Source organism: Geodermatophilus sp. SYSU D00742 (genome assembly GCF_054049935.1).
Window position 1 is genome coordinate 260214 of sequence record NZ_JBJGYJ010000001.1, and the last position, 25653, is coordinate 285866.

General features: G+C 75.2%; 23 protein-coding genes and 1 pseudogene. 12 read left to right on the plus strand and 12 right to left on the minus strand.

Translation table 11 applies throughout. The annotated features are described in order from the left end of the window. Positions 1–8: 8 nt before the first annotated feature. The 3 genes from ACI78V_RS01335 to murD all read right to left on the minus strand — a co-directional run bounded on the left by ACI78V_RS01335 (position 9) and on the right by murD (position 3658). On the minus strand, positions 9–896 hold the full coding sequence (locus ACI78V_RS01335) for a glutamate cyclase domain-containing protein (protein WP_456848146.1): 888 nt from the start codon (positions 894–896) through the stop codon (positions 9–11). Between the two features lie 73 nt (positions 897–969). Further along, entirely contained in the window at positions 970–2364 is a 1395-nt protein-coding gene (locus ACI78V_RS01340; protein WP_456848148.1) for a hypothetical protein, read from the minus strand. After that, positions 2324–3658 carry a UDP-N-acetylmuramoyl-L-alanine--D-glutamate ligase gene (murD, locus tag ACI78V_RS01345; RefSeq protein ID WP_456848150.1) on the minus strand — a complete coding sequence of 445 codons (1335 nt, stop codon included), beginning with the start codon at positions 3656–3658 and terminating at the stop codon, positions 2324–2326. The genes ACI78V_RS01340 and murD overlap by 41 nt, the downstream gene beginning before the upstream one ends. A 168-nt stretch (positions 3659–3826) precedes the next feature. On the opposite strand from murD, the gene nhaA reads away from it, so the two are divergent. Both nhaA and ACI78V_RS01355 read left to right on the plus strand, forming a co-directional pair. After that, the gene (gene nhaA, locus ACI78V_RS01350) at positions 3827–5203 is read left to right on the plus strand and encodes a Na+/H+ antiporter NhaA (RefSeq protein ID WP_456848152.1); all 1377 of its coding nucleotides are present in this window, start codon (positions 3827–3829) and stop codon (positions 5201–5203) included. Positions 5204–5522: 319 nt separating this feature from the next. Continuing rightward, positions 5523–6251: a hypothetical protein gene (locus tag ACI78V_RS01355; protein ID WP_456848154.1), complete on the plus strand. Its 729-nt coding sequence runs from the start codon at positions 5523–5525 to the stop codon at positions 6249–6251. Between the two features lie 48 nt (positions 6252–6299). Here ACI78V_RS01355 and ACI78V_RS01360 read toward each other — a convergent pair whose 3' ends face one another. The 3 genes from ACI78V_RS01360 to ACI78V_RS01370 form a co-directional block, all read right to left on the minus strand. Continuing rightward, the gene (locus ACI78V_RS01360; RefSeq protein WP_456848155.1) at positions 6300–8015 is read right to left on the minus strand and encodes a DUF885 domain-containing protein; all 1716 of its coding nucleotides are present in this window, start codon (positions 8013–8015) and stop codon (positions 6300–6302) included. Continuing rightward, positions 8012–8545 (minus strand): FABP family protein, encoded by a 534-nt coding sequence (locus tag ACI78V_RS01365; protein ID WP_456848157.1) that lies wholly within the window; start codon positions 8543–8545, stop codon positions 8012–8014. Before ACI78V_RS01365 ends, ACI78V_RS01360 begins: the two co-directional genes overlap by 4 nt. A 227-nt stretch (positions 8546–8772) precedes the next feature. After that, a complete protein-coding gene (locus tag ACI78V_RS01370) occupies positions 8773–9702 on the minus strand; it encodes an NAD-dependent epimerase/dehydratase family protein (RefSeq protein WP_456848159.1) in 930 nt (309 codons plus the stop codon). Between the two features lie 128 nt (positions 9703–9830). Between ACI78V_RS01370 and ACI78V_RS01375 the strand changes: the two genes are divergently transcribed. Together ACI78V_RS01375 and ACI78V_RS01380 are read left to right on the plus strand one after the other, a co-directional pair. Continuing rightward, entirely contained in the window at positions 9831–10514 is a 684-nt protein-coding gene (locus ACI78V_RS01375) for a TetR/AcrR family transcriptional regulator (protein ID WP_456848161.1), read from the plus strand. Between the two features lie 179 nt (positions 10515–10693). Next, positions 10694–12016, plus strand: coding sequence for a PP2C family protein-serine/threonine phosphatase (locus ACI78V_RS01380; protein WP_456848163.1), 1323 nt, complete (start codon positions 10694–10696; stop codon positions 12014–12016). A 58-nt stretch (positions 12017–12074) separates the two neighbouring features. Here the strand turns inward: ACI78V_RS01380 and ACI78V_RS01385 are convergent, their stop codons facing one another. From ACI78V_RS01385 to ACI78V_RS01405, 5 genes are all read right to left on the minus strand, one after another. Next, positions 12075–12368: a DUF1416 domain-containing protein gene (locus ACI78V_RS01385; RefSeq protein WP_456848165.1), complete on the minus strand. Its 294-nt coding sequence runs from the start codon at positions 12366–12368 to the stop codon at positions 12075–12077. Positions 12369–12374: 6 nt separating this feature from the next. Then, on the minus strand, positions 12375–13202 hold the full coding sequence (locus ACI78V_RS01390; protein ID WP_456848167.1) for a sulfurtransferase: 828 nt from the start codon (positions 13200–13202) through the stop codon (positions 12375–12377). Between the two features lie 291 nt (positions 13203–13493). Next, on the minus strand, positions 13494–13871 hold the full coding sequence (locus ACI78V_RS01395; protein ID WP_456848169.1) for a thioredoxin family protein: 378 nt from the start codon (positions 13869–13871) through the stop codon (positions 13494–13496). Between the two features lie 44 nt (positions 13872–13915). Then, entirely contained in the window at positions 13916–14605 is a 690-nt protein-coding gene (locus ACI78V_RS01400; RefSeq protein WP_456848171.1) for an LmeA family phospholipid-binding protein, read from the minus strand. 10 nt (positions 14606–14615) lie between these two features. Next, entirely contained in the window at positions 14616–15437 is an 822-nt protein-coding gene (locus ACI78V_RS01405; protein WP_456848173.1) for a hypothetical protein, read from the minus strand. Positions 15438–15693: 256 nt separating this feature from the next. Between ACI78V_RS01405 and ACI78V_RS01410 the strand changes: the two genes are divergently transcribed. The 7 genes from ACI78V_RS01410 (at position 15694) to ACI78V_RS01440 (ending at position 22748) form a co-directional block, all read left to right on the plus strand. Next, positions 15694–16425, plus strand: coding sequence for a winged helix-turn-helix transcriptional regulator (locus tag ACI78V_RS01410; RefSeq protein WP_456848174.1), 732 nt, complete (start codon positions 15694–15696; stop codon positions 16423–16425). Positions 16426–16432: 7 nt separating this feature from the next. After that, on the plus strand, positions 16433–17374 hold the full coding sequence (mshD, locus tag ACI78V_RS01415; RefSeq protein WP_456848194.1) for a mycothiol synthase: 942 nt from the start codon (positions 16433–16435) through the stop codon (positions 17372–17374). A gap of 262 nt (positions 17375–17636) precedes the next feature. Next, positions 17637–18746 (plus strand): phosphate ABC transporter substrate-binding protein PstS, encoded by a 1110-nt coding sequence (pstS, locus tag ACI78V_RS01420; protein WP_456848177.1) that lies wholly within the window; start codon positions 17637–17639, stop codon positions 18744–18746. A 125-nt stretch (positions 18747–18871) separates the two neighbouring features. Beyond that, entirely contained in the window at positions 18872–19822 is a 951-nt protein-coding gene (gene pstC, locus ACI78V_RS01425) for a phosphate ABC transporter permease subunit PstC (RefSeq protein ID WP_456848179.1), read from the plus strand. Next, a complete protein-coding gene (pstA, locus tag ACI78V_RS01430) occupies positions 19822–20907 on the plus strand; it encodes a phosphate ABC transporter permease PstA (protein WP_456848181.1) in 1086 nt (361 codons plus the stop codon). Before pstC ends, pstA begins: the two co-directional genes overlap by 1 nt. Positions 20908–20929: 22 nt before the next feature. Further along, complete coding sequence (gene pstB, locus ACI78V_RS01435) at positions 20930–21709, plus strand: phosphate ABC transporter ATP-binding protein PstB (RefSeq protein WP_456848183.1); 780 nt, start codon at positions 20930–20932, stop codon at positions 21707–21709. Positions 21710–22133: 424 nt separating this feature from the next. Beyond that, positions 22134–22748: a maleylpyruvate isomerase family mycothiol-dependent enzyme gene (locus ACI78V_RS01440; protein ID WP_456848185.1), complete on the plus strand. Its 615-nt coding sequence runs from the start codon at positions 22134–22136 to the stop codon at positions 22746–22748. Between the two features lie 90 nt (positions 22749–22838). Here the strand turns inward: ACI78V_RS01440 and ACI78V_RS01445 are convergent, their stop codons facing one another. Continuing rightward, the gene (locus ACI78V_RS01445) at positions 22839–24515 is read right to left on the minus strand and encodes an LCP family protein (protein ID WP_456848187.1); all 1677 of its coding nucleotides are present in this window, start codon (positions 24513–24515) and stop codon (positions 22839–22841) included. Between the two features lie 654 nt (positions 24516–25169). On the opposite strand from ACI78V_RS01445, the pseudogene ACI78V_RS01450 reads away from it, so the two are divergent. Further along, positions 25170–25653: pseudogene (locus ACI78V_RS01450) on the plus strand (hypothetical protein); the annotation flags it as partial.

Here is a 25653-nt window from a genome sequence, read left to right on the forward strand (position 1 = left end):
GGTCGAGCCTATGCCCGGGCGCAGTCCCTCAGTCCGGCCAGCAGGTCGGCGTAGGCGGGCACCGGGACGCCGTCCACCGTCGCCCCCGGGACCCCGGTGACGCCGTCGACGGCCCCGGCCGCGGTGGCCGCGTCCAGCACGGCGGCGTCGACGGCGGGGTCCAGCAGCGCCCGCAGCGCCGCGGCGTGCTCGGGCACCAGGACGGCGAGCGCGGCCACCAGCGCCGAGCAGCCCCAGTTCGACGTCCCGGCCACCACCAGCGCCCCCACCGGCACCCGGCAGGCGATCCGCTCCCCGTGCGCCACCTCGGCCGCCACCACCGCGGCCGGCACGTTCCCCATGCCGATCTCGTTGCCGCCGTCCCCGACCGCGCCGGTGACCAGGCCCGGCCGGGCGAAGGCCGCGTGCAGCGGTGCGGTGGCCGCCGTGATGTCCACCGCCCGCATCGTCATGACCCGCCCCTCCGCGTTGGGGCCCAGCCGCTCGACGGCGACCAGGTGCGACGGGCCCAGCGCCTCGATGCGGTCGGCGACCCCCGCGGCGTCGGCCCCCAGCGGGACGACCGACAGCCGCCCGGCGCCGAGGACGTCCAGGCAGGCGCCGGTCACCTCGGCACAGGGGTCGTCGGTGACCACCACCGGGTCCGCACCGATCCGCGCGAGCGCCGCGGCGAGCACGGCGGTGCCGACCGGCCCGTCGGTCTCCGCGGCCGGTGCCGGCGCCCAGGCGATGTGCACCCCGGTGACCAGCCCCACGCGGCTCCCCGCCGTCCCGGCCGCGGCGAGGGCGGCGGCCAGCCGTCCGAGCTGGCCGCGGACCGCGGCCCCCAGGGCGGTGACGTCGCGGGCGCCGGGCCGCAGCACCGCCTGCTCGATGGCGGCGAGGCGCTCGTTCACGCGCCTTGCCCGCCGGCGCCCGTCAGCCGGGTGACCGGCGTCGCCGTGTCCTCGCGCGACCTCGCGAGCTCGGTCACGGAACCGGCGGGCGGGCCTCCGCCAGGACCCGCCGCAGCGGTTCCAGGTACGCCGGGGGGACGGCGTGCGGCCCGTGCGGCTCCAGGAACCCGGCGACCGTCGCGCCGGTCACCCGGGCGAAGGACGCCGCCTCCTCCCCCAGCGCCCGCACCACCGGGAACCCGCCCCACGCCGTGCTCTGCGCCAGATGTGCCATGGCCGCGGCGCTCTCGGCCCGCTCCCCCACGCAGTCGAAGGGCTTCTCGGTGGCCCACAGGACACGGAACCCGTCGACGAGGGAGAGGTCCTCCAGGGGGTTGCCGCCGAACATGGCGCGCGCCTCGTCCGGGGTGAGGAAGACGGCGAAGCACAGGAAGGTGAACAGGCACTTGTCGCAGTGCAGGCACCACCGCTGGGTGGCCTCACCGCCCAGGTGCGCCTGCGTGTAGGAGCGGTTGCAGCTGAGGATCTCGCCCCGCAGCGCGGGCAGCGCGGCCACCGCGGCGACCGTGGCGAGCTCCGACAGCTGCCGGGTGAGGCTGAAGTAGCCGACACCCAGCTCGGCGGCGGCCGCGGCGAACAGCCGCTCGAACTCGTAGGACTTCGAGTACTGGTGGTTCACCCGGGCGCCGTCGACCTCGAGGGTCTCCTCGTCGGCGGAGCGCTCGTTGGCGAACACCACCGGCCCGAAGTCCCCGAGGACGGCGACCAGCGTGGAGATCGCCGAGTTGATCGCGGTCACCGGCACGTGCCCGTTGAGCCCCCCGGCCGCCGTCCGCTCGGCCAGCAGGGGGTCCAGCCGCCGGCGGACGCCGATGAGGGGCACGCCCGCGGCGGCGGTGACGTCGCGCTGTGCGCCGGTCGGGTTGATCGCCAGCGCGGTCGCCGGGGAGACGACCACGAGCGCCAGCGCGGAGTCCTTGCCGCCGCCGACCGGCAGCAGCGCGCCGGCGCCGGCGGCGTCCGCCGGCGGCGGGTCGGCCGGCCGCAGCCCGACGTCGAACTCCACCGCGTGCGGCACCGGCAGCCGGTTGACCGCGGCGAACTCGCCGAGGCCGTGCGTGTAGGCGGCCTCGGCGACGGCGAGCTGCGCCGCGGTCAGCGGCCGGGTGACCGTCACCCGGCCGGGCGCGCGCAGCTTGTAGTAACTGGTGCCCATCACCAGGTGGACGAGGTCGAGCGCGGCGTCCAGCCGGGCGAGGTCGACGTCGGCGACCCCCTCGGTGTCCAGGACCAGCCGCTCGGTGAACTCGTCCTGGCCGAGCCGGTAGGTGAAGGCGGCCTCGCCCGTGGTCAGGTCCAGCGAGCGCTCCGCCACCACGAAGGCCCCGTCGGGGACCGGCGACCGGCCCGGCTCCACGTCCGCGGCCTCAGACGCGCTGCGCACCGGCGTCCCGGAGGATCTGCTCATAGGTCCGCGCCAACTCCTCGTAGTTGCGGTAGCGGTTGTAGCTGGGGGCGCCCGGCGACAGCAGCACCACGCCGCCGGCCGGCGTCGTCCGCACCGCCTCGGCGACGGCCTCGGGCAGGCCCGCGGTCTCGGTGACCGGGGGTTCGGACCCGCGCTCGGCGGCGGCGGACCGGACGTCGGCGGCCAGCCGGGCGCCGGTGTCGGGGACCGTGACGACCCGCACCGCGCCGTCCCGGGCGACGACGGCGCGGGCCAGGTCCGTGTAGTCCAGGCCGCGGTCCTGCCCGCCGGCGATGAGGGTGACCTGCTGCGCGGCGAACGCCTCCAGCGCGGCCAGCACCGACACCGGTGTGGTGCTCAGCGTGTCGTCCACGAACGTCACGCCGTCGCGTGTGGCGACCGGGGACAGCCGGTGCGGCAGCGCCCGGAACCCGGCGACCGCGGCACGGACGGCGTCCCGGTCGGCGCGCAGGTCCACGCCCATGCGGACGCAGGCGGCGAGCGCGACGTGCACGTTGGCGACGTTGTGCACGCCCGGCAGGTGCTCGGGGCGGAACCCGGCCAGCTCCGCCGCCGGGACGACGTCGCCCGGGTCGACCAGCAGCGCGGGCTCCAGGTACCGCTCGGCGATCGTGCGGGCCTGGACGCCGACGACGACCGAGCCCGGCGCGCACCCGGCGAAGACGTGCAGCTTGTCCCGGTAGTAGGCCTCGACGCCGCCGTGCCAGTCGAGGTGCTCGGGGGCCAGCGAGGTGATCGCGCCCCACCCGGCGAAGTCGTCGACGGCCGCGGCCTGGTAGCTGGAGATCTCGACCACCAGCGTCGTCCCGTCGCCGACGGCGCCGTCCAGCAGGACGTCGAGCAGCGGCGTGCCGATGTTGCCCGCGTGCACCGCGGGCCGGCCGGCCGCGTCCAGCACCGCCGCGGCGAGCGCGCTGGTCGTGCTCTTGCCCTTGGTGCCGGTGACGCAGAGGGTCGGCACCGCCCGGGCCCCGAACTCGGCGAGCGCCAGGCCCGTGCCGGAGGTGACGGTGGTGCGCGCGGCCAGCGCCCGGGCGTCCTCGCGGTAGGGGCTGATCCCCGGCGAGCGGACGACGACGTCACAGCGGGCCAGCGCGGCGACGTCCGCGCCCACCTCGGCCCCGGGCGGCAGCTGCGCCGGGTCCGGCGGGACGGTGTCGACGACGACGACACCCGCCGCGCCGGCGCCCACGGCGGCACGGACGGCGGCGCGTCCCTCGCGCCCGTGGCCCCAGACGCCGACCCGTCGCCCGGCCAGGTCGGCGACCCTCACCGGCACCTGCGGACGGGCACGGGCGGGCGGCGACTCACGCCGCCCACTGTACGGAGCACCGGACGTGCCGACGCTCCGCCCAGCGGGTGCCGTACGGTTCAGGGCAGGTGCGCCGGGAAGTCTGGTCGGCAACGTCCGACCCGACCCATCGCCCTGGGAGCAGCCCCCGTGACCACACCCGCCCGCCTCTTCGGCCGAGGGTCCTGGACCGAGACCGCTCGGATCGCGTCGGTCCTGCGCAGGGAGACCGTCGGCGGCGCCCTGCTGCTCGCGGCCGCCGCCGTCGCGCTGGTCTGGGCCAACTCACCGTGGGCCGCCGCCTACGAGACCCTGCGCGACACCCGCGTCGGCCCGGCATCGTTGCACCTCGACCTCACGCTCGGCACGTGGGCGGCCGACGGGCTGCTCGCCGTCTTCTTCTTCGTCGCCGGGCTGGAGCTCAAGCGGGAGTTCGTCGCCGGCGACCTGCGCGACCCCCGCCGCGCCGCGTTGCCGGTGGCCGCGGCCGTGGGCGGCATGGCCATTCCCGCCCTGCTCTTCGTCCTGGTCAACCTGGGCCGGGACGACGGCGCCCTGCGCGGCTGGGCCATCCCGTCGGCGACCGACATCGCCTTCGCCCTCGCCGTCCTGGCGGTGATCAGCACCCACCTGCCCAGCGCCCTGCGCACGTTCCTGCTCACGCTCGCCGTGGTCGACGACCTGCTGGCCATCGTCGTCATCGCGGTCTTCTACACCGACGACTTCTCGGTGGTCCCGCTCCTGCTGGCGCTGATCCCGCTGGCCCTCTTCGGCCTGCTCGTGCAGAAGCGGATCCGCTCGTGGTGGCTGCTGCTGCCCCTGGCCGCGGTGACCTGGGTGCTGGTCCACGAGTCGGGCGTGCACGCCACCGTGGCCGGGGTGCTGCTCGCCTTCACCGTCCCGGTGGTGCGCAGCGCGGCCGCCGGCGGCCCGGACGCCGGTCCGGGGCTGGCCGAGCACTTCGAGCACCGCATCCGGCCGCTCTCGGCCGGGATCGCCGTCCCGGTGTTCGCCTTCTTCTCCGCCGGCGTGGCGCTCGGCGGGCTCTCGGGCCTGGCGTCCTCGGTCACCGACAGCGTCGCCGTGGGCATCACGGTGGGCCTCGTCGCCGGCAAGGCGATCGGCATCACCGCGGCGACGTGGCTGGTCGCCCGGTTCACCCGCGCCCAGCTCGACGAGCACCTGGGCTGGCCCGACGTCGTGGGGCTCGCACTCCTCGGCGGCATCGGCTTCACCGTCTCGTTGCTGATCACCGAGCTGGCCTACGGGCTGGGCTCGCCGACCTACGACCACGCCAAGGTGGGCATCCTCACCGGCACGATCCTGGCGGCGGCGCTGGCCACCGTCATCCTCCGGATGAGGAACCGCCGCTACCGGCGCATGTTCGAGGAGGAGCGGGTCGACCGGGACGCCGACGGCATCCCGGACGTCTACCAGGTCACGACGGTCGACGACGCCGCCGAGCACCGCGGTCGGCCGGACGCGCCGCCCCCGGGCCGCACCGTCGGCGGTTCCGCTGAGAGCTGACAAACGACGTTGCCGACCCCTCCGGTGGCACGTACCGTCGAGGTACACGAGAGAGGAGGTGGTCCGTAACTTGCATGCTTATCGGACTCGTGAGGTGGCTGTCCGCTAGCCGCCGTCCAGATGGGCCGCCCGTTCAGACGACAGTCTGAGCGACGGCAGATCGCCCGTCCGTCGTACGGCGGCGAGCGAGAACCGGACAGTCACCCGACCCCCGGGCCGCCGACACTTGTCCAGTCGGCCCGCGTGCAGCGCCCCTGCCCAGGCAGGGGCGGCGCCGCGGAGCAGCCCGGGGGTTGTCCGTTCTCCGGGGGGCAGTCAGGTGCAGTTCGCCGGGCGCCAGGTCGAGAGCGACGTCTCCCCCGGCGCCTGGATCGCCGAGGCGGTCCGCCCCTTCTCCGAACACGTCGTCGGCGGGCTGGTGCCGCCGGTCTTCCCCGCCTACGCCCGCGTCTTCCACCCCGCCGCGCGCTACGCCGGCCTGCACGACGTCGACGTGTCCTGGGGCGAGGTCGCCGCGGCCAACCGCACGGCGGCCCACCCCGCCATGGAGTGGGGCTCGATCACCGGCGCGATGGAGTTCTTCGCCGAGGCCGACCAGTCGCCGCTGTGGGACGGCGCGCCCGCCATGGGGCACCTCCCGGAGTCCGTGGCCGCCCGGCTCGCCGACGTCCTGGCCCGCCACACCACGACGCCGGAGGACTGCTGGTTCGGCGTCTGGGCCGGGTTCGGCACCATCGTGGCCGACGAGCCCACGCTCGCCCTGCCCGGGCGCGAGCACTGGCTGCTGCGGGGGCCGGTCGGGCTGGCCGCGGCCAACCTGGCGCCCGAGCCCTCCGAGCAGAGCGCGAACCTGTGGTGGCCGGCCGACCGCGCGTGGTTCGTCGCCACCGACATCGACCTGGTCACCACCTACGTCGGTGGCAGCCGCGCGTGCGTCGACGACGTCCTCGCCGCCGAGGGCATCGAGGCGGCCGAGGTCCTCCCGGCCCAGCGCGTCACCTGGGACGCCGACACGGTCAACCCGCTGCCGTCCGACGCCCCCGGCTGAGGCACCGGGGAGCGCAGCCGGCCGTCACGGCCTCCCCGGGGCAGCACCTCAGAGGACGGCGAGCTCCGCGGCGAGGTCGTCGAGGCCGAGCGAGCCCTGGGAGAGGGCCGCCATGTGCCAGGCCTTGCGGTCGAAGCCCTCCCCGGCGGCGCGCTGGGCGGCCGCCCGGCCCTCGAGCCAGGCGCGCTCCCCGAGCTTGTAGCTGATCGCCTGACCCGGGAGGCCCAGGTAGCGGACCAGCTCGCTGTCGAGGAAGGCGGCGGTGGCGCCGCTGTGCGCCCCGAAGAAGGCCCGGCCGAGCTCCGGCGTCCACGGCTGCCCGCGGTGCTCGGCCAGCACGCCCTCGGCGTCGTCGGGGACCGGAAGCCGCAGGTGCATGCCGATGTCCACCACGACCCGCATGGCGCGCAGCTGCTGGGCGTCGAGGAAGCCGAGCCGGGTGCCGGGGTCGGCGAAGTAGCCGAGCTCGTCCATCAGCCGCTCGGCGTAGAGGGCCCAGCCCTCCACGTTCGCGCCCACCGAACCGAGCGAGGTCTGGTAGGTCGACAGCTGCCCGGACACGTACGCCCACTGGGCCAGCTGCAGGTGGTGGCCGGGAACGCCCTCGTGGTACCAGATCGAGGTGAGGTCCCAGAGCGGGAAGCGCTCCCGGCCCAGGGTCGGCAGCCAGGTGCGGCCGGGGCGGGAGAAGTCCTGCGCCGGGCGGGTGTAGTACGGGGCGGCGGCGCTGCCGGGCGGCGCGATCATCGCCTCGACCCGGCGCACCGGCTCGGCGAGGTCGAAGTGGACGCCGTCGAGGGCCTCGATCGCCTCGTCCATCATCGCCTGCAACCGGTCGCGGATGGCGTCGACGCCGTCGACGGCCGGGCCGTGCACGTCCAGCCAGCGCATGGCCTCCATCGGGCTGCTCCCCGGGACCACCGCCTGCGCCGCGGTGCGCTGCTCGGCGAGGATCCGCCGGTGCTCGGCCCAGCCCCAGGCGTAGGCCTCCTCCAGCCCGTTGCCGGCGCCGAGGTCGGACCCGGTCCAGCGGCGGGCGTGCAGGGCGTAGCGGTCCCGGCCGACGGCGTCCGGCGTCCCCTCGGCCTGCGGGGCGTAGGTGTCGCGCAGGAAGTCACGGATCTCGGCGACCGCCTCGTCGGCCGCCCGCGCCGACTCCTCCAGCTCCCCGTGCAGGGCGTCGGGACCGCCGGCGGCGAAGCCGGCGAAGAAGGGGCCGGCCAGCCACTCGCCGAGCTGGCCGACGACGGTGGACACCTGCCGTGGCGCGACGAACAGCCCGCGCCGGGCGCCCTCCTCCAGCGATGCCCGGAAGCCCCGGTAGGCCTCGGGGACCCGCGCCATCCGGCGGGCGATGACCGCCCAGTCCTCCTCGGAGGCGGACGGCATCAGCAGGAACACCTGCCGGATCGAGTGGACCGGGCTGAACAGGTTGGACAGCGCGCGCAGCCCCTCGCCGGCCTCGTGCGCGGCGAGCTCGGCGCCCAGTCGCTCGCGCAGCAACCGGGCGCAGCGCCGCTCGACCGGGTCGTCGGTGAGCGCGGGGTCGGCGGCCAGGACGCGGTCGAGCTCGGCGAGGGTGTCGCGGGCCAGCTGCGCCTCGGCCTCCAGGCCCGCGGGGCTCGGGTCGGGCAGCCGGTCGTCGCCGGGGCGGGTGCCCAGCGACGTGGCGACGAGCGGGTCGAGGTCGCAGACGGCGTCGACGTAGCGGTCGGCGACGTGCCTCGGGGTGGTGGGTCGCTGCGGGGTCCCGGCGTCGCTCATCGGATCCGTTCCAGGCGGGCGGACATGGTGGGGCGCAGCGGCGTGTCGGTGCCGGCCCGGTCGACGGCGTACATCAGCGCGCCCTCGACGATGCCGTAGAGCCGGACGGCGCGGGCGACGTCGGGTGCGTCCGGCGTCCGGGCGACGACGTCGCTGGTGAGCTCCCAGCTGGTCGTCGTCCGCGCCCGGCCGACGTAGATCTCCACCAGGCCGTCGGGGCTGGCGACCAGCAGCTCGACGTCGTCGCCGCCGCGAGGGCGCCAGAAACCGGACTCCCGGACGTCGGGGCCCACGATCGTGCCGTCGTCGGTGAGCCGCCAGGTGCGCGACTCGTAGGCCAGGAAGCCGCGGCCGTCGTGGCTGAACCGCACCCACTGGCCGAACCGGTGGTCGCCGTCGCTCCCGGCGGCCTGCCCCTCGCCGTGCCACTCGCCCAGCAGCGGCAGGACACCCAGGAGCTGCTCGGAGACCTCCGGGCCGGAGCGGACGTCGACGGTGTCGGGCACCGGGAGCTCCGTGGCGTCGCTCACCGGCGCACCCCCCTCGGGCGGCGGGCGAGCCGGACAGCGCCGTAGCCGCAGCTCAGCGCCGCGAGCGACGCCAGGGCGACGAGGACCCAGGCAGAGACCATGGCCTCCACCGTAGGGCCGCCCGGTGACGTGCTGGCACGGCCCCGTCCAGAGGCTCGCCGCGGGCGGGCCTGCGAGCGGCGAGGAGGACGGTGCCCTCCTGCGGAGGACGAGGAGGGGGTCCTCCGTCACGCGGTCGCCGGCACCGCCGCGGCGGTCGCGGCCACCACCTCCGGCCACGGCGTCGCGGTCAGGCCGAGGACGGCGGTGGTGGCCGCGGCGTCGACGACGAAGGCCTGGTCGAACTGGTGCCGGATGTCGACCACCTCCCGCATCATCGGCGAGACCAGCCCGACGGCCCGGAGCACCGGCCACGGGATGCCGCTGACCGGCACCGGGGGCACCCCCATCGCCTCGGCGAGGTCGCCGATCGCCTGCCGCTGGGAACGCGGTGCGGTGCTCGGCACGTGCCAGGCCCGGCCCAGCGCCCGCTCGTCGGTGCCGAGGGCGACCAGCGTGGCCGCGACGTCGGGCAGGTAGGCCCAGCTGCGGGGTGCGTCGGGGTCGCCCACGACCCAGGCCCGCCGGCCGCGGCGCAGGGCGGGCAACTGGCGCACCAGGTGCGAGTGCGTGGCCGGCACCTGGGGGCCGACGAAGTCCGCGGCCCGCGCCTCGGCCGTCCGGATCCGGCCGGCCCCGTGCGCGGCGAGCGCGTCCCGCCACATGGCCGCCCGCACCCGGCCCTTGAGGTCGGTGGCGGCCAGGGGGCTGTCGGTGGTCATCGGGCCGTCCGGGCGGCCGTAGCCGTAGAGGTTGGACATCGTCACCAGCACCGCGCCGGTGCGCTCGGCCGCGCTCAGCAGGGCGGCGGCGACCGGCGGCCAGTCGGTGGCCCAGCGGTGGTACGGGGGGTTGACCGCGTTGTAGACGGCGGCCGCGCCCCGGGCCGCCTCGGTGAGCGCGCCGGCATCGGCGGCGTCGACCGCGCGGTGCTCGACCGCGTCGGTCGAGGTGCCGCCGCTGCGCGAGAGCACGCGCACGCGGTGCCCCTGCGCGGCCAGCAGCTCCGCGGTCGTCGTGCCCACCGGACCCTTCCCCACGATCACGTGCAGTGCCACGTCGTCCTCCCGGCTCCGTGCGAGAGCGGTGCTCTCGTCTGCGAACGACGCTCGCACACGGCGTCCCGCCTCGTCAAGAGCGCCGCTCTGGTTTGTGTCCACCGCTCGCAAACGGCAGGATGCACCGCATGCCGCCCACCGCCCGTGCGCGCATCCGCGCCGAGCTGACCGCCGAGATCACCGACGCCGCGCGCCGCCAGCTGGCCGAGGTGGGTGCCGCGGCGCTGTCCCTGCGCGCGGTGGCCCGCGAGCTGGGCATGGCCTCCTCGGCGCTCTACCGCTACTTCCCCAGCCGCGACGACCTGCTGACCCGGCTGATCATCGACGGCTACGACGCGCTCGGCGCCGCGGCCGAGGCCGCCGACGACCCCACCGCCCCGCCGCGCGAGAGGTGGCTGGCGGTCTGCCGCGCGGTCCGCGGGTGGGCCCGCGCCCACCCGCACGAGTACGCGCTGCTCTACGGCTCACCGGTCCCCGGCTACGCGGCTCCCCGCGAGACGGTGCCGGCCGCCGTCCGCGTCGGCGTCGTCCTCGGTCGCGTCCTGGGGGACGCCGCACGCAGCGGGGTCCTGCCCGCGACGGCCGGCGTCCCCCGCGACCCGTCCCTGCTCAGCGACGGCACCGTGGAGGTCCTCGGCGGCGAGCACCCCGCCCTGGACGACGCCGTCCGGCTGCGCGCGCTGCTGGCCTGGAGCTCGGTCTACGGGACGATCAGCTTCGAGCTGTTCGGGCACCTCGTCGGCGCGGTCGAGGACGGCGACCGATACTTCGACGCGGCGATGGGGGAGCTCGCCGGCCTGATCGGCCTCTGACGTGCCGCTCCTGCGTACCTTCCGCCGGCCGCCGGGGCCGCCCGGTGCACCCACCCCGCCCGGCGTCGTCCACCACGGCACCCTTCCCGGTCGGCACCCTCCCCGGTCCGCACCCCTGGAGCGCCCGCCGGCGCCGGGTCCCGCCGCGTCCACGCGTGGGGATGGGGCAGGCTGGGCAGTTGGGTCCGGACGGCGGACGGCGGGAGGGCAGCGTCATCGAGGGACACCGGGGCGATCCGGACACCGGACGGGTGCGCTCGCTGCGGGCGACGGAGAGCGATCTCTCGCGCACGGTGGCCCGCTACGAGCGGGTGCTGGCCAACGTCGCCGACGGCATCTACGGGCTCGACGCCGAGGGCCGGGTGGAGTTCGTCAACCCGGCCGCGGTCCGGATGACCGGCCACTCCGCCGCGGACCAGCTGGGGCTGGACCAGCACGAGCTGCTGCACGGCGTGCGGCCCGACGGGTCGCCGTACCCGAAGGAGGAGTGTCCCGTCTGGCGGGCCCTCCGCACGGGCCGGACCATCGCGACCGACGGCGAGGTGTTCTGGCGCCGCGACGGCAGTGCCGTCCCGGTGGAGCTCATCGCCGTGCCCACCGTGGAGGACGACACGGTGACCGGCGTCGTCGTCTCCTTCCGCGACCTCACCGACCGTCTCGCCGCGCAGCGGCAGGCCGCCGAGCTGCATCACCTGGCCGAGCGGGCCACGGCACAGCGCGCCCTCTCCGACCGGCTCCAGCAGGCGCTGCTCACGCCACCGCCGGAGCCGGACCACCTCCACATCGCGGTGCGGTACCGGCCCGCCGCCCACGAGGCCCAGGTCGGTGGCGACTGGTACGACGCGTTCCTGCAGCCCGACGGCGCGACGATGCTGGTCATCGGTGACGTCGTCGGCCACGACAGCACCGCCGCCGCCGCGATGGGCCAGCTGCGCGGGCTGCTGCGGGCGCTGGCCTACGACAACGACGAGCCGCCCTCGGCGACCCTCACCCGCGCCGAGCACGCCGCCGTGGGGCTCGCGGTGAGCAACCTGGCCACCGTGGTCCTCGCGCGGATCGAGCGCCGCCCCGACGTGCCCGTCTCCGGCACCCGGGTGCTCCGGTGGAGCAACGCCGGCCACCTGCCGCCGGTGCTGCTCGCCCCCGACGGCAGCACCACCCTGCTGGACACCCGGCCAGACCTCATGCTGGGCGTCGACCCGGACGCGCCCCGCACCGACCACACCGCCGAGCTGCGCGACGGCGCCACCCTGCTGCTGGTCACCGACGGGCTCGTGGAGCGCCGCGACGCCGACCTCGACCAGGGGCTGGTGAACCTGCGGGAGGCGCTGCGGGACCTGGGGCGGGTGCCGCTCGAGGAGCTGTGCGACACGCTGCTGGCTCGCATGCTGCCGGTCGCCGGGGCGGACGACGTCGCGCTGGTCGCCGTCCGGGCCTATCCGGAGGACCGGCCGCGGCCGCCGGAGGCGGGACCCAACCGCCTGCCGCCCGGCATGGACTGAGGACGCGACAGCGCCCGCCCCGGCCGGTGCCGGGACGGGCGCTGTCTGCGGTCTCCGGTCAGTCGATGGCGACGGTCGTCTCGTTCAGACCGACGTCGGCGGTCAGCACGCGCTCGCCCTTGCCGACCGGCGCGAGGGAACGCAGCTTCCACTCACCGGGCGCGGCGAAGAACCGGAACTCACCCTCGGGGCTGGTGACCACCTCGGCGGTGAACTCGTCGGTCGCGTCGAGCAGCCGCACGTAGGCACCGGCCACGGGCGCGCCGTCGTGCCAGACCGAGCCCTGGATGACCGTCTGGGTGCTCAGGTCGATGCCGGCCAGGCCACCGCCCTGCTTCGGGGCTCCACACATGTCAGCTCACTTCTCGATCGGGACGCCGACCAGCGAGCCGTACTCGACCCAGCTGCCGTCGTAGTTCTTGACGTCGGGCTTGCCGAGCAGCTCGTGCAGCACGAACCAGGTGTGGCTGGAGCGCTCGCCGATCCGGCAGTAGGCGATGGTCGCCTTGCTGTCGTCGTAGCCCTGCTCGGCGTAGAGCTCGGCGAGCTCGGCGTCGGACTTGAAGGTGCCGTCCTCGTTGGCCGCCTTGCTCCACGGGATGTTCATCGCCGTGGGCACGTGCCCCGCCTTCTGCGCCTGCTCCTGCGGGAGGTGGGCCGGGGCGAGGATCTTGCCGGAGAACTCGTCGGGCGAGCGGACGTCGATGATGTTCTTCGAGCCGATCGAGGCGACGACCTCGTCGCGGAACGCGCGGATCGACAGGTCGGGGTCCTTGGCCCGGTACTGCGTGGCGGGGCGCTCGACCGGGTCCTTCGACAGCGGGCGACCGTCGAGCTCCCACTTCTTGCGGCCGCCGTCCATCAGCTTGACCGACTCGTGGCCGTAGAGCTTGAAGTACCAGTACGCGTAGGCGGCGAACCAGTTGTTGTTGCCGCCGTAGAGGATGACGGTGTCGTCGTTGCTGATCCCGCGCGAGGACAGCAGCGCCTCGAACGCCTCCTTGTCGACGAAGTCGCGGCGCAGCGGGTCCTGGAGGTCCTTCTTCCAGTCCAGCTTGACGGCGCCCTCGATGTGGCCGCCGTCGTAGGCGCTGGTGTCCTCGTCGACCTCGACGAAGACGAGGCCGGGCTCGCCGAGGTTCTCCTGTGCCCAGTCGACGGAGACGAGCACGTCGTTACGGCTCATGGGGGGTGTTCCTCCCTGTGGTCGGGTGTGCGGGCGGACGGGGTGCGGGCGCCGGGTCGGCCCCGCGGTGTGTGGTCTGGTGCGGGGTGCTCCGGGCCGGTACGGGCCTGCCGGTGTCGGTCCGGGACCGGGTGCGGACTCGTGCGGCGGCGCGGCCGGGCGGCGGTCGGAGCGGCGGCCGGGCGAGGCGGGCTCGCCCTCAGGAGGCCGGACACAGGCAGCTGCCGACGCGGCACAGGTCGACTGTGCGGCGTGAGGTCAGCAGGATGCCCACGGCGCGAGGGTAACGGATCACACGCCACGCCCCTCCCGGGTGGCCCGGACGGTGGACAGGTGCGCGTCCACCGGTCCGGCGAGCTCGCCGGCCCGCGGCGCGTGGTCCAGCCGGCCGAGGAGGTCCCCGTCCCCGGCCAGGAACAGCAGCGTCGGGGTCGCCCGCACGTCCAGCGACCGGACGGCGTCCAGGTGGCTCTCCGCGTCCACGTCGACCACGGCCAGACCCGGCCGGGTGGCGGCCAGCTGCCGCAGCCGGGCCCGGGTCGCCCGGCACGGACCGCAGAACGCGGTCGAGAACTGGACGACGGTCAGCTCGGCGTCCTGCGGCCGCACACCCAGGCGGTCCAGGACCGCGGCCGGCACCCGGCCCGCGCTGTCCCCGGTCGCACTCATCCCCAGCCCCAACCCGGCCGGCCGGGTGCGTGTTCCCCGCGGACTCAGCCGCGCAGCACCGTGTCGGTCGCCTCCACGGCGACGTCCACGCCGTCCTCGCCGGGGGTCACCCCGGTGACCTGCAGACCGAAGGGCAGCGCGGGGAGCACGTAGCGCAGCTCGAGCAGGTCCGTGGCCTGGTCGAGGAGCCAGCCGGGCACCGGCACGCCCGCTCCGGAGGCCTCCCCGACGTCGACGACCACGGCGTCGCCGTCGAGGGCCACGGTGCCCACGGCGGTGAGGGGCAGGGTGACGCCGGCCAGCTGCACGGTGCTCTGGATGCGCAACCCGTCGCCCTCCCGGGTCAGGGTGGTGCCCGGCGGCAGCTCGGCGGAGAGCAGCGCGTAGGACAGCGTCGCCGTCCCGTCGACGCGGTCGACCGGAACCTGCTCCACAGAACCGGAGAGGACGTCGGACAGCGGCACCTGCACCCCGTGCAGGCGGACGTCGGCGCGGGTGCCCTCCGGCCGGCCGAGGTCGGCCGCGGTCAGCGCGATCCGCACGTCGTCGTAGCGGCCGGCCACCGCCTGGGTGAGGAACGGGAAGCCCTCGATGTCGACCTCCGGCTGCCCGGCCAGCTGGCCGCGCTCGGCGATCGCCCGGCCCACGCGGTCCTCGGCGATCCCCACGCCGACGCGGTCGGCGAGGGCGGCCAGCCCCACGAGGAGCAGCAGGACCACCAGCAGCGCCCGCACCGGCCGCCCCCTAGAGGGCGTTCTGCAGGACGACGGAGAACGCCACCGGCGCGCAGGCGGCGAAGGGCAGGACCGCCTGGAGCAGCGGCACCGCCCACGGCGTCCGCGGTCCCTCGGCGACGACGTAGCAGGCGGCCAGGCCGACGAGCGCGGCCACGCCGGCCAGCGCCAGCCCGAAGAGCAGCAGGGTGAGGACGTCGGCCAGCTCGCCGCTGCCGTGCCGGGCCAGCGCGACGGCGGTGCCGGCCAGCACCGAGAGGACCAGGCCGAGGACGCCGCTGGGCACCCCGTCGGCGATCGCCGGTCGCGGCAGCACGAGGTCGACCAGGTGGCCCGCGACGATCGTGACGCCGACGACCAGGAGCGCCGTCGTCGCCGCGGCGGAGTCCGCCCCGTCCGGGTCGAGCAGTACCAGCACCGCCAGCGCGGTCACCGCGCACAGCAGGAGGACGACCCCGGCCAGCGAGCCGACCACGTCCCGCCGCGGTGCGCGGCGCAGCATCTGGTGCAGCACCGCCGCGATGAACCCGACGCCCGGCACGGCCAGCAGCGAGCCGAGCTCGGGGCGCTCCGGCAGCACCACGAGCACGTCGGCGCCGGCGGCCGCGGCCAGGCCGAGCGCGGGAGCCCCCGCCCGAGCGGGGATGCCGGTGGCCGGCACCCAGGCCGCGACCAGCGCCACCTGCAGGACGGCGACGGCGGCGAGCCGGCCGGGCGACCCCGCGTACTCCCCGAGCAGCACCAGCAGCGCGGCGCCCGCGGCGGCGGCCGCGGCGGCGGGCAGGTGGTAGCCGCGGGCCGAGATGCCCGGGCGCAGGGTGGCCGCTGTCACCGGTCGATCGTCGCAGACGCCCGACGCCCGATCCGCTCGACGAGCGGCCCGGTCCCTCCGCTCCCGGCGTGTCCGGAGCGCGGGGCGACGACGCCCGCCGGCCGGACGCCGTCCTCGGTGTGCACCGTCACGCGTTGCAGTTCGGGCACGACGGACGGGATCGGCAACACGTCGGTTATCCTGCTGACTCTCTCTCGACAGCGCCGTCGTGGACCCCCGGACGTCACTGCGTCCCCGCCTCCCCCGAGGAGACGACATGCGACTCGTGCTCATGACCGCGGCGCGCCAGGCCACGACCGAGGTGCTGCCCGCCCTCGGGTTGCTGGGTCACCAGGTCCGCGTCGTCGCGCCCGAGCTGTCCAGCCTGCTCGACGGCGACTCCGGCGACGTCGTGCTGGTCGACGCCCGTCACGACCTGATCCAGGCCCGCACCCTCTGCGGGCTCCTCTCCTCCACGGGCGTGGCCTCCGCGCTGGTCGCCGTGCTCGCCGAGGGCGGCCTGGTCGCACTGTCGGCCGACTGGGGCGTCGACGACGTCCTGCTCGACACCGCCGGCCCGGCCGAGGTCGACGCCCGCCTGAAGTGGGCCACCGCCCGCCGGCTGGCCGCCACCACCCCGGCCGACGGCGCCGACGGCGGCGTCACCCAGGCCGGCGAGCTGGTCATCGACGAGCACAGCTACTCGGCCAAGCTGCGCGGCCGCCCGCTCGACCTCACCTACAAGGAGTTCGAGCTCCTCAAGTACCTCGCCCAGCACCCCGGCCGGGTCTTCTCCCGCGCCCAGCTGCTGCAGGAGATCTGGGGCTACGACTACTTCGGCGGCACCCGCACGGTCGACGTCCACGTCCGCCGGTTGCGGGCCAAGCTCGGCACCGAGCACGAGGCGCTGATCGGCACCGTCCGCAACGTGGGCTACAAGCTGGACCAGCAGGTCGCCGACGCGACGGCGGCTGCGGCCCGCGCCGAGGCCGACACCGAACTGGTCTGAGGCCGCCCTGTCCGCTCCCCTCCCGGTCACCGACGTCGCGCGCCTCGCGGCGGCCGACGTCCCCGCGGTGCTGGCCCTGCTGCGCGCCGCGACGGCCGCCGACGGCGTCCGCCCGCTGTCGGAGGAGGCCGAGCTGCGGCTGCAGCACGGCGGCCCCGCCGGCGGCCGGGACGTGCTGGTACGGACGCCGGACGGCGGGCTCGCCGGCTACGCCCGGTTCGAGGGCGGGGACGGCACGGGCGACGCCGAGGCCGAGCTCGTGGTCGCGCCCGGCTCCCGCCGTCAGGGGGTCGGCGGCCAGCTGCTGACCCGGCTCGAGGAGCTGGCCGGCGCCCGCCCGCTGCGGGTGTGGGCGCACGGCGACCTCCCGGGCTCGGCCGAGCTGGCCACCGGCCGCGGCTACTCCAGAGCCCGGGTGCTGCTCAAGATGCGCCGGGACCTCTCCGGTGTCGACCCCGATCCGCGACCGGCGCTGCCCGAGGGCGTGCAGGTGCACACCTTCCGGCCGGGCCGGGACGAGGACGCGTGGCTGCGGGTCAACGCGCGCGCCTTCGCGACCCACCCCGAGCAGGGCAGCTGGACGCCGGAGGACCTGCGGCTGCGGGAGGCCGAGCCCTGGTTCGACCCGGCCGGCTTCTTCCTGGCCTGGCGCGGTGACCCTGCCGACGGCGGCACGCTGCTCGGCTCGCACTGGACCAAGGTGCACCCGCCCGGTGACGAGGGGCCCGACGCCGTCGGCGAGGTGTACGTCCTGGGCATCGACCCCGACGCCCAGGGGCTCGGACTCGGCCGGGCGCTCACCGACCTCGGCCTGGCCCACCTGCGCACCAGCGGCCTGGCCGAGGTCCTCCTCTACGTCGAGGAGGACAACACCGCCGCGGTGACCCTCTACGAACGCACCGGCTTCACCCGGCACGCCGTCGACGTCTCCTGGCGGCGCACGCCCTGACCTGCCGGCGGCGTCCGGGCGGCGCCGTCCCGCGCCGGTCGCGGCCTCCCCTAGAACCCCGGCCCCCTCTCCGCAGGCCGACGCGCGCGGGTTCACCGGCTGGACGTGAGCTGGTTCTCACCCGGTCGGAGAAGGCTCGACCGGCGTTCACCTCGCGTTCACCGAGGTACCGGGAGGCGTCCACCTCAGCTCCTTAACTTCGACGGCGTTGGTCCTCCGCTGCTCGGCATCGACGCCCGGGCACCAGTCGAAAGGCACCGAGTTGAAGCTCAGCACCAGGTCGCGCGCCGTCGTTCTCTCGACGGCGCTGGCCGGCACCCTCGCGCTCGCCGCGTGTGGCGCCTCCAACGAGGAGAACGCCGCCGCCAGCGGCGGCACCGGCAGCTCCACGGAGCTGAGCGGAACCCTCGTGGGCGCCGGCGCGAGCAGCCAGCAGGCGGCGATGCAGGGCTGGACCGCGGGCTACTCGAGCGTGCAGTCGGGCGTGACCGTGAACTACGACCCGGTGGGCTCCGGCGGTGGCCGTGAGCAGTTCCTCGAGGGCGGCACCGACTTCGCCGGCTCCGACGCCCCGCTGGACGAGGAGGAACTCGCCCAGGCCGAGGAGCGCTGCGGCACCTCCGGCGTGTTCGAGCTGCCGAACTACATCGCCCCGATCGCCGTCATCTACAACCTCGAGGGCGTCGACGAGCTCAACCTGTCGCCCGCGACCCTGGCCGGGATCTTCAACCAGCAGATCACCTCCTGGAACGACCCGGCCATCGCCGCCGACAACCCGGGCGTGACCCTGCCGGACCAGGCCATCACCCCCGTCAACCGGTCCGACGAGTCCGGCACCACCGAGAACTTCACCGAGTACCTGTCCGCCGCCGCCGCCGAGGCGTGGCCGCACGAGGCCGACGGCGTCTGGCCGGTCGCCGGCGGCGAGGCCGCCCAGGGCACCTCCGGTGTGGTCAGCGCCGTCGGCGCCGGCAACGGCACCATCGGCTACGCCGACCTCTCGCAGGCCGGCGACCTCGGTGTGGCCAGCATCGGCGTGGGCTCGGAGTTCGTCGCCCCGTCGGCCGAGGCCGCCGCCGCCGTCGTCGAGAACTCCGAGCCGGTCTCCGGCCGTGGCGAGTACGACTTCGCCATCGAGCTCAACCGCGACACCACCGGGTCCGGCGAGTACCCGATCGTGCTGGTCAGCTACCACATCGGCTGCATCCAGTACGACGACCAGGAGAAGGCCGACCTGGTGAAGGACTTCATGACCTACGTGATCAGCGAGGAGGGGCAGCAGGCCGCGGCCGAGGCCGCGGGCTCGGCGCCCATCTCCGAGGGTCTGCGCGAGCAGGCGCAGGGCGCGGTCGACGCCATCACGGCCGGCTGATCCGAGTCCACCGCGGGTGACGGCCCGGGACGCCGACCAGGCGCCCCGGGCCGTCGTCCGGCCCGGCGACGGGCACCCGTCGCCCGCACCGCACCCACATCCGGCCGACACCCCACGGAGCAACGGTGAGCGCCACCAGGACCCCGACCGAGCCCGGCACCTCCAAGCCGGTCCGCCGGCCGGGCGACCGCATCTTCGCCGGCAGCGCCAAGGCCGCCGGCATCCTGATCCTCGTCATCCTCGCCGGGGTGGCCGCCTTCCTCGTGGTCGAGGCGCTCCCGGCGATGACGGCTCCCAGTGACGAGATCCCCGGCGGCGAGGGCCTGCTCGGCTACGTCGCCCCGCTCATCTTCGGCACGCTGCTCGCCGCCGTGATCGCGCTGGTCGTCGCGACGCCGCTCGCCGTGGCGATCGCGTTGTTCATCGCGTACTACGCGCCCCGGCGGCTGGCCCAGGGCCTGGGTTACGTCGTCGACCTGCTGGCCGCGATCCCGAGCATCGTCTACGGCTTCTGGGGCATCGCCTGGCTGGCGCCGCGCCTGGTGCCCTTCTACGAGTGGCTCGAGCGCAACCTCGGCTTCATCCCGCTGTTCGCCGGTCCGACGTCGGCCACCGGCCGCACGATGCTCACCGCGGGTCTGGTCCTCGCGATCATGATCCTGCCGATCATCAGCGCGATCGCCCGCGAGGTCTTCCTGCAGGTGCCGAGCCTGCACCGCGAGGCGGCCCTGGCCCTCGGGGCCACCCGCTGGGAGATGATCAAGATGGCGGTGCTGCCCTACGGCAAGTCCGGCGTCATCGGCGGCGCGATGCTGGGCCTGGGCCGCGCGCTGGGCGAGACGCTGGCCGTCGCCCTGGTGCTGTCGGTCTCCGGCGGCATCACGTTCAACCTGATCAGCAGCGGCAACCCGTCGACCATCGCGGCGAACATCGCCCTGCAGTTCCCCGAGTCCAGCGGCGTCGACGTCAACACGCTGATCGCCAGCGGGCTCGCGCTGTTCGTCATCACCCTCGGCGTGAACATGCTGGCGCGCGCCATCGTCAACCGCCGGGCCGATTTCTCCGGAGCCAACTGATGAGCCAGACGTCGACGGTCCCGGTGGCACCCACCGGCACGCCGCCCCGCCCGGCCGGGCGTGGCACCCGCGGCCACATCCCGCGCTGGGCACCCTGGGCGTGCTTCGGGGGCGCACTGGTCGTGGTGGCCCTGCTGGACCTGGTCCTCGGTCTCAACATCGCCCTGTACGTGCTCTACACCGTGGTCCTCGGGACCGTGGCGCTCTACACGCTGACGCGGGTCGTCGAGGGTCCGCGGCGGGCGACCGACCGGCTGGTCACCTGCCTGGTCGTCAGCGCGTTCGGGCTGGCGATGGTGCCGCTGGTCTCCCTCGTGTGGGAGGTCGTGCGGCGCGGCGTGGAGCGCCTGGACGGCGAGTTCTTCGGCTCCTCGCTGATCGGCATCGTCGGTGAGGGCGGCGGGGCCTACCACGCCATCCTCGGCACGCTGATCATCACCGCGCTGACCACGCTGATCTCGGTGCCGATCGGCCTGCTGACCGCCATCTACCTGGTGGAGTACGGCAGCGGCCGGCTCAAGCGGTGGATCACCTTCCTGGTCGACGTCATGACCGGCATCCCGTCGATCGTGGCCGGCCTGTTCGCCTACGCCCTCTTCGCGATCTTCTTCGGCCCCGGCGTCCGGCTGGGCATCGCCGGTGCGGTCGCCCTGTCGGTGCTGATGATCCCCGTCGTCGTCCGCTCCGCCGAGGAGGTGCTCAAGCTCGTCCCGAACGAGCTGCGCGAGGCGTCCTACGCCCTGGGCGTGCCGAAGTGGCGGACGATCGTCAAGGTCGTCATCCCCACCTCGATGGCCGGGCTCGGCACCGGCGTCACCCTCGCCATCGCCCGCGTGATCGGCGAGACCGCTCCGCTGCTGGTCACCCTCGGCATCACCAACGGCACCAACCTCGACCCGTTCGACGGCCGCATGGCGACGCTGCCGGTGTACGCGTACTACCAGCTCACCCAGCCCGGCGTGCCGCCGGAGTTCGCCATCGACCGCGCCTGGACGGCGGCGCTCATCCTCATCATCCTGGTCATGGGGCTCAACGTCGTCGCCCGCCTGATCAGCCGCTTCTTCGCTCCCAAGACCGGTCGCTGACCGGCATCCCTGGAGGACCCTCGTGGCCAAGCGCATCGACGTCTCCGACCTCAACATCTTCTACGGCGACTTCCGGGCCGTGGAGGACGTCACCGTCTCCATCGAGCCGCGCAGCATCACCGCACTGATCGGCCCCTCCGGCTGCGGGAAGTCCACCTTCCTGCGCTCCCTCAACCGCATGCACGAGGTCATCCCCGGCGCGCGGGTCGAGGGCAAGGTCGTCATGGACGGCGTCGACCTCTACGGCGCGGACTCCGACCCGGTCGACGTCCGCCGGCAGATCGGGATGGTCTTCCAGCGACCCAACCCGTTCCCGACCATGTCGATCTACGACAACGTCGCCGCGGGCATGCGGCTGAACAACAAGAAGATGAAGAAGGCCGACCTCGACGACCTGGTCGAGCGGTCGCTGCGCGGAGCCAACCTCTGGAACGAGGTCAAGGACCGCCTCGACCGGCCGGGCGCCGGCCTCTCCGGTGGTCAGCAGCAGCGGCTGTGCATCGCCCGGGCGATCGCCGTCGAGCCCGACGTCCTGCTGATGGACGAGCCGTGCTCGGCCCTGGACCCGATCTCCACGCTGGCGATCGAGGACCTGATGACCGAGCTCAAGGAGCGGTTCACCATCGTCATCGTCACCCACAACATGCAGCAGGCGGCGCGGGTGAGCGAGCAGACCGGCTTCTTCAACCTCAACGGGGTCGGTCAGCCGGGACGGCTGATCGAGTTCAACCCGACGGAGAAGATCTTCAGCAACCCGGACCAGAAGGCGACCGAGGACTACATCTCCGGCCGTTTCGGCTGAGCCGGACCGCACGACGGAGGGGGTCGCCGCAGCACGCGGCGGCCCCCTCCGTGCGTGGGGCCCCGGAGCAGCGCCTGCGGGGACGACGTCGGGTACGGCGGCCTGCGCAGGATCACGGTCGGACACGGGCCGGCCCGGCACGTCCGTCGTCCCGCACCCCGGCCGCCACGGTCGGCGTCCGGGGAACCGGGCTGAGCCGGCGGCCGGCCGTACTCAGCCGCAGCTGAGTCCGGCAGCAAGGTGTCCCAGATGGGCGTGAGTCCGTGCCTGGCGGGGCGGTGGGGATCCCCGGTACGGGTGACACTCGGCGCCAGCGATGACTCCTGGCACCGCCGGGCGTCCTCCCAGTGGACGGCGAGCACTCGGCGTCCAGTGGGCCGGCAGGGCGACGAAAGGGAGCTGAGTGACCGAGACCAGGCAGGACGTGGACGTTCGCGTCCACACCGAGCGCACCCGACTGCTCCGCGTGCTCGACGGACTGGACGAGGAGCAGTGGGACACCCCCAGCCTGTGCGCCGGCTGGACGGTGCGGGACCTCGTGGTGCACGTGCTCATGCCGTACGAGCTCTCGGCGCCTCGGTTCCTGCTGATGATGCTGCGCGCGAAGTTCGACTTCGACCGGGCCGCTGACCGGTGGGCGGCCACGGACACACGGAGACCGGCCGAGGTCGTCGCAGGCCTGCGGGGGACCCAGCACCGCACGTTCTCGGTACCCGGCGCGCCCGTCGAGGCGCCGTTGAGTCACCTGGTCATCCACGCCCAGGACGTCTACCGGCCGCTCGGCGTGCCATCGCCGACCGACCCCGAGAACGCCCGGATCGCCCTCGAGCAGCTGACCAGCCCCCGCGCCCGGGGCTCGCTACCTCCAGGCATCCTCGACGGACTGGCCTTCTCGGCCACCGACATCGACTGGCGCTTCGGCGAGGGAGCCCAGGTCTCCGGACCCGCCACCGCGCTCCTCACCACGCTCTCCGGCCGTACCGCCGCTGTGCCCGAGCTCGCCGGTGCGGGGGTGCCAGACGTGCGAGCGCGCCTGTAGCCGCCCAGCGCGAGAGCGCCGACGACGCACGACCCCACTCACGGTGGGTAGCCGAACTCCCGCTCAGGAGATCACACCCCGCCGCCGAGGTCAGCCGCAGCTGACGGGGGCGGTGCTCGAGGCCGGCTCGGTCGGGGGCGCGGCGGCGGTCTCCGGCGCCGGCTCCGCGGCGGCACCCGGCGGGGGCACCGTCACGGGGACGACGGTCGAGTAGCCGGGCCCGATCACCAGCTGGACGGCGTCGCCGACGGTGTCACTGGCCTGCAGCACGGAGCCGGGGACGGCGGCGGCGACCGTGCGCGCCCGCTCCTCGGCACCCGGGCCGTACCGGATGACGGTCTCGTTGACCGTGCCCGGTTCGTTGCCGACCGTGCCCACCCCGAAGCCCTGCCCGCGCAACAGGTCGGCGACGGTCGCAGCCAGGCCGCGGGTGGCGGTGCCGTTGAGGACGTCGACGCTGATCCCGTCGGGGGTGACGGTCAACGGCTGCTCGGCCGGCGCGGGAGCGGGCTGCTCCGCCTGGGTCTCCGCGGTGGGCGGCGCCGCCGCCGCGGCGTCGTCGTCGACCGCGGCCTGGGCGGTCAGCTCCGGGGGGAGCCCGCCCTCGTCGATGACCGCGTCGAACAGCGAGCGGGTGGCGCCGGCGTCGAGGACCACGTAGGCCTGCTCGGTGCCGGCCGGCACGTACCCGACCTGGGAGACCGGCAGCCCGGTCCGCTGGACGGCGTCGCCGGTGAGGTCGCCCAGCGTCCCGGCCAGCGTGCGCAGGTCGCCGAGGTTGGTGTCCTCGTCCACGGTGAGGGCGCCGGAGGACCGCGTCAGGAACTGGGTGAGCGTGACGGGGTTGCCGACGGTGCCCCACGTCATCGCCGTCCGCAGGGTCGCGCTGAGCAGCAGCTGGGCACGCTCCGCCACGGCGGCCCCCGTGACGTCGGAGCCGGCGTCGCCGGGGGTGAGGAACGCCGAGGCCTGCTCCCCGGACACCGTGCTGCCGCCGGCCGGCAGCGGGTGCGCCGAGGCGGCCACCGCGGCGGTCGGCCGGGGCAGGCACATGGCGACGCCACCGAGCGCGTCGACCATGTCGGGCAGGCGGGTGAGGTCCACGCCCAGGTAGTGGTCGACCCGGAGTCCGGAGACCTGCTGCACGGCCCGGACCATGCAGGCCGGCCCCCCGTCGAGCAGGGAGACCGCGAAGGCCTCGGTCACGGGCTCGCGCAGCTCGCCGTCGGACCCCTCGCACGCGGGGGTGTCGACCAGCGCGGTCGGCGGGATGCTCACCAGGACGGCGCGCTCCTCGTCGGGCGAGACGTGCGCGAGCAGCGTGGCGACCGCCGCGGGGCCCTCGGCGCCGGGCAGGCCGGTGCCGACCACCAGGTAGGTGGCCGCGCCCTCCTGCAGCCGCGGCGCGAGCACCTCCGGCCCCTGCGGAGCCAGCGCCCGGACCCGCTGGATGCTCTGGTCGACGTAGAAGTAGAGGCCGAGGTGGTAGGCGACGACGACGCCGACCACGACCAGCAGGCCGAGCGCCGCGCGGACCAGCCGCCGACGGCCCGGGCTGCGCGCGGCCCGCCGGGCCGCCCGTCGGGCCCGCGGTCCGGGCAGCGACAGCCGGGTGGCGCCGGCGAGGGGGACGTCGCGCCCGGGGATCGGCGGCAGCGGGGCGATCGGCCGCGAGGGACGGTGGCCCGGCTGGTCGGCCAGCGGCGGGAACAGCGGGGTGGAGGGCCGGGCCGACAGCGGCGGCACCGGTGGCAGTCCGCTGCGCACCGGCCCAGCGGCGGGAGGCTGTTCCTGCGGGGGGACGGGCGGCGGGGCGGCCGACCGGGGGGCGGGGCCGCGCTCCGGCGGGGCGTCCGGCCCGGCGGCGGAGGGTCCGGGCACGGGCGGGAACCCGCGGCGGGGCCCGGGGGTCTGGTCAGCGGGACGCTCCGGCGGCTCGGGACCGACGCCGCCGGTGGCGCGCTCGCGGGGCTCGGGGCGGGCGTCGTCCCCGGGTACGGGGGGCAGGCCGCGCCGGTGGGCCGGGGCCTGCTCGCCGAGCGGGAGCGGGATCTCGCCGGTGCGCGCGGCCCGGCGGCGACCCACCTCACCACCCTGACGGGCGATCAGCTGCTCGACGGTGATCGGCTCGCGGGCGGGCGTGGACGGATCCGGGGACGACGGCCTCCAGCGGCCGAGGAACCGGCCGGGCGCGCGGCCGTCCCCCGCGTCGTCGCGCGTCCGCTTGTCCCCCACCGGTGTCGACTTCCCATCGTCGTACCCATGTCGCCATGGCCCGCGTCGTCCGCTCCGCGCCGGCCGCGGGTGACGGCGCACCGCGCGATCGCGACAGGTCTCCACGATACGGGCGGAACGGCTCCGCCCCCGCCGACGCGCGGAGTCACCGAGCGTGACTCCGCGCGCAGACGTAGCGTCGCCGAAGTGAAGCTGCCGTTCGTTCCCGGGCCCTCGGACGTGATCTCCGCGGTGGAGGGCCTGCGTGACGGCGCCTCGGAGGCGCTCGCACTGGTCCCGCGGCTGGCCGCGGTGGTCGGCCGGGTGGAGACGCTGCTGGACCGCGTCGAGACCGTGGTGGCTCGCGTGGAGAGCGTCGCCGGCCGCGCGGAGGGGCTGCTCACGGCCGTCGGGCAGACCCAGCAGAGAGCCGACGAGGCGATCACCGCCGTCGGACACACCCAACGCAAGGCCGACGAGGCCATCACCGCCGTCGGACACACCCAACGCAAGGCCGACGAGGCCATCACCGCCGTCGGACACACCCAACGCAAGGCCGACGAAGCCATCACCGCCGTCGGACACACCCAACGCAAGGCCGACGAAGCCATCACCGCCGTCGGACACACCCAACGCAAGGCCGACGAAGCCATCACCGCCGTCGGACACACCCAACGCAAGGCCGACGAAG

What these genes read in the sequence shown, in the direction of transcription:
- ACI78V_RS01375 (WP_456848161.1), top strand. Translation starts at nt 9,831, where the DNA reads ATGCCGCCCACCGCCCGTGCGCGCATCCGCGCCGAGCTGACCGCCGAG.
- pstA (WP_456848181.1), top strand. Translation starts at nt 19,822, where the DNA reads ATGAGCCAGACGTCGACGGTCCCGGTGGCACCCACCGGCACGCCGCCC.
- ACI78V_RS01390 (WP_456848167.1), bottom strand. Translation starts at nt 13,202, where the DNA reads ATGAGCCGTAACGACGTGCTCGTCTCCGTCGACTGGGCACAGGAGAAC.
- ACI78V_RS01360 (WP_456848155.1), bottom strand. Translation starts at nt 8,015, where the DNA reads ATGAGCGACGCCGGGACCCCGCAGCGACCCACCACCCCGAGGCACGTC.
- ACI78V_RS01410 (WP_456848174.1), top strand. Translation starts at nt 15,694, where the DNA reads ATGCGACTCGTGCTCATGACCGCGGCGCGCCAGGCCACGACCGAGGTG.
- ACI78V_RS01395 (WP_456848169.1), bottom strand. Translation starts at nt 13,871, where the DNA reads ATGAGTGCGACCGGGGACAGCGCGGGCCGGGTGCCGGCCGCGGTCCTG.
- ACI78V_RS01340 (WP_456848148.1), bottom strand. Translation starts at nt 2,364, where the DNA reads ATGAGCAGATCCTCCGGGACGCCGGTGCGCAGCGCGTCTGAGGCCGCG.
- ACI78V_RS01385 (WP_456848165.1), bottom strand. Translation starts at nt 12,368, where the DNA reads ATGTGTGGAGCCCCGAAGCAGGGCGGTGGCCTGGCCGGCATCGACCTG.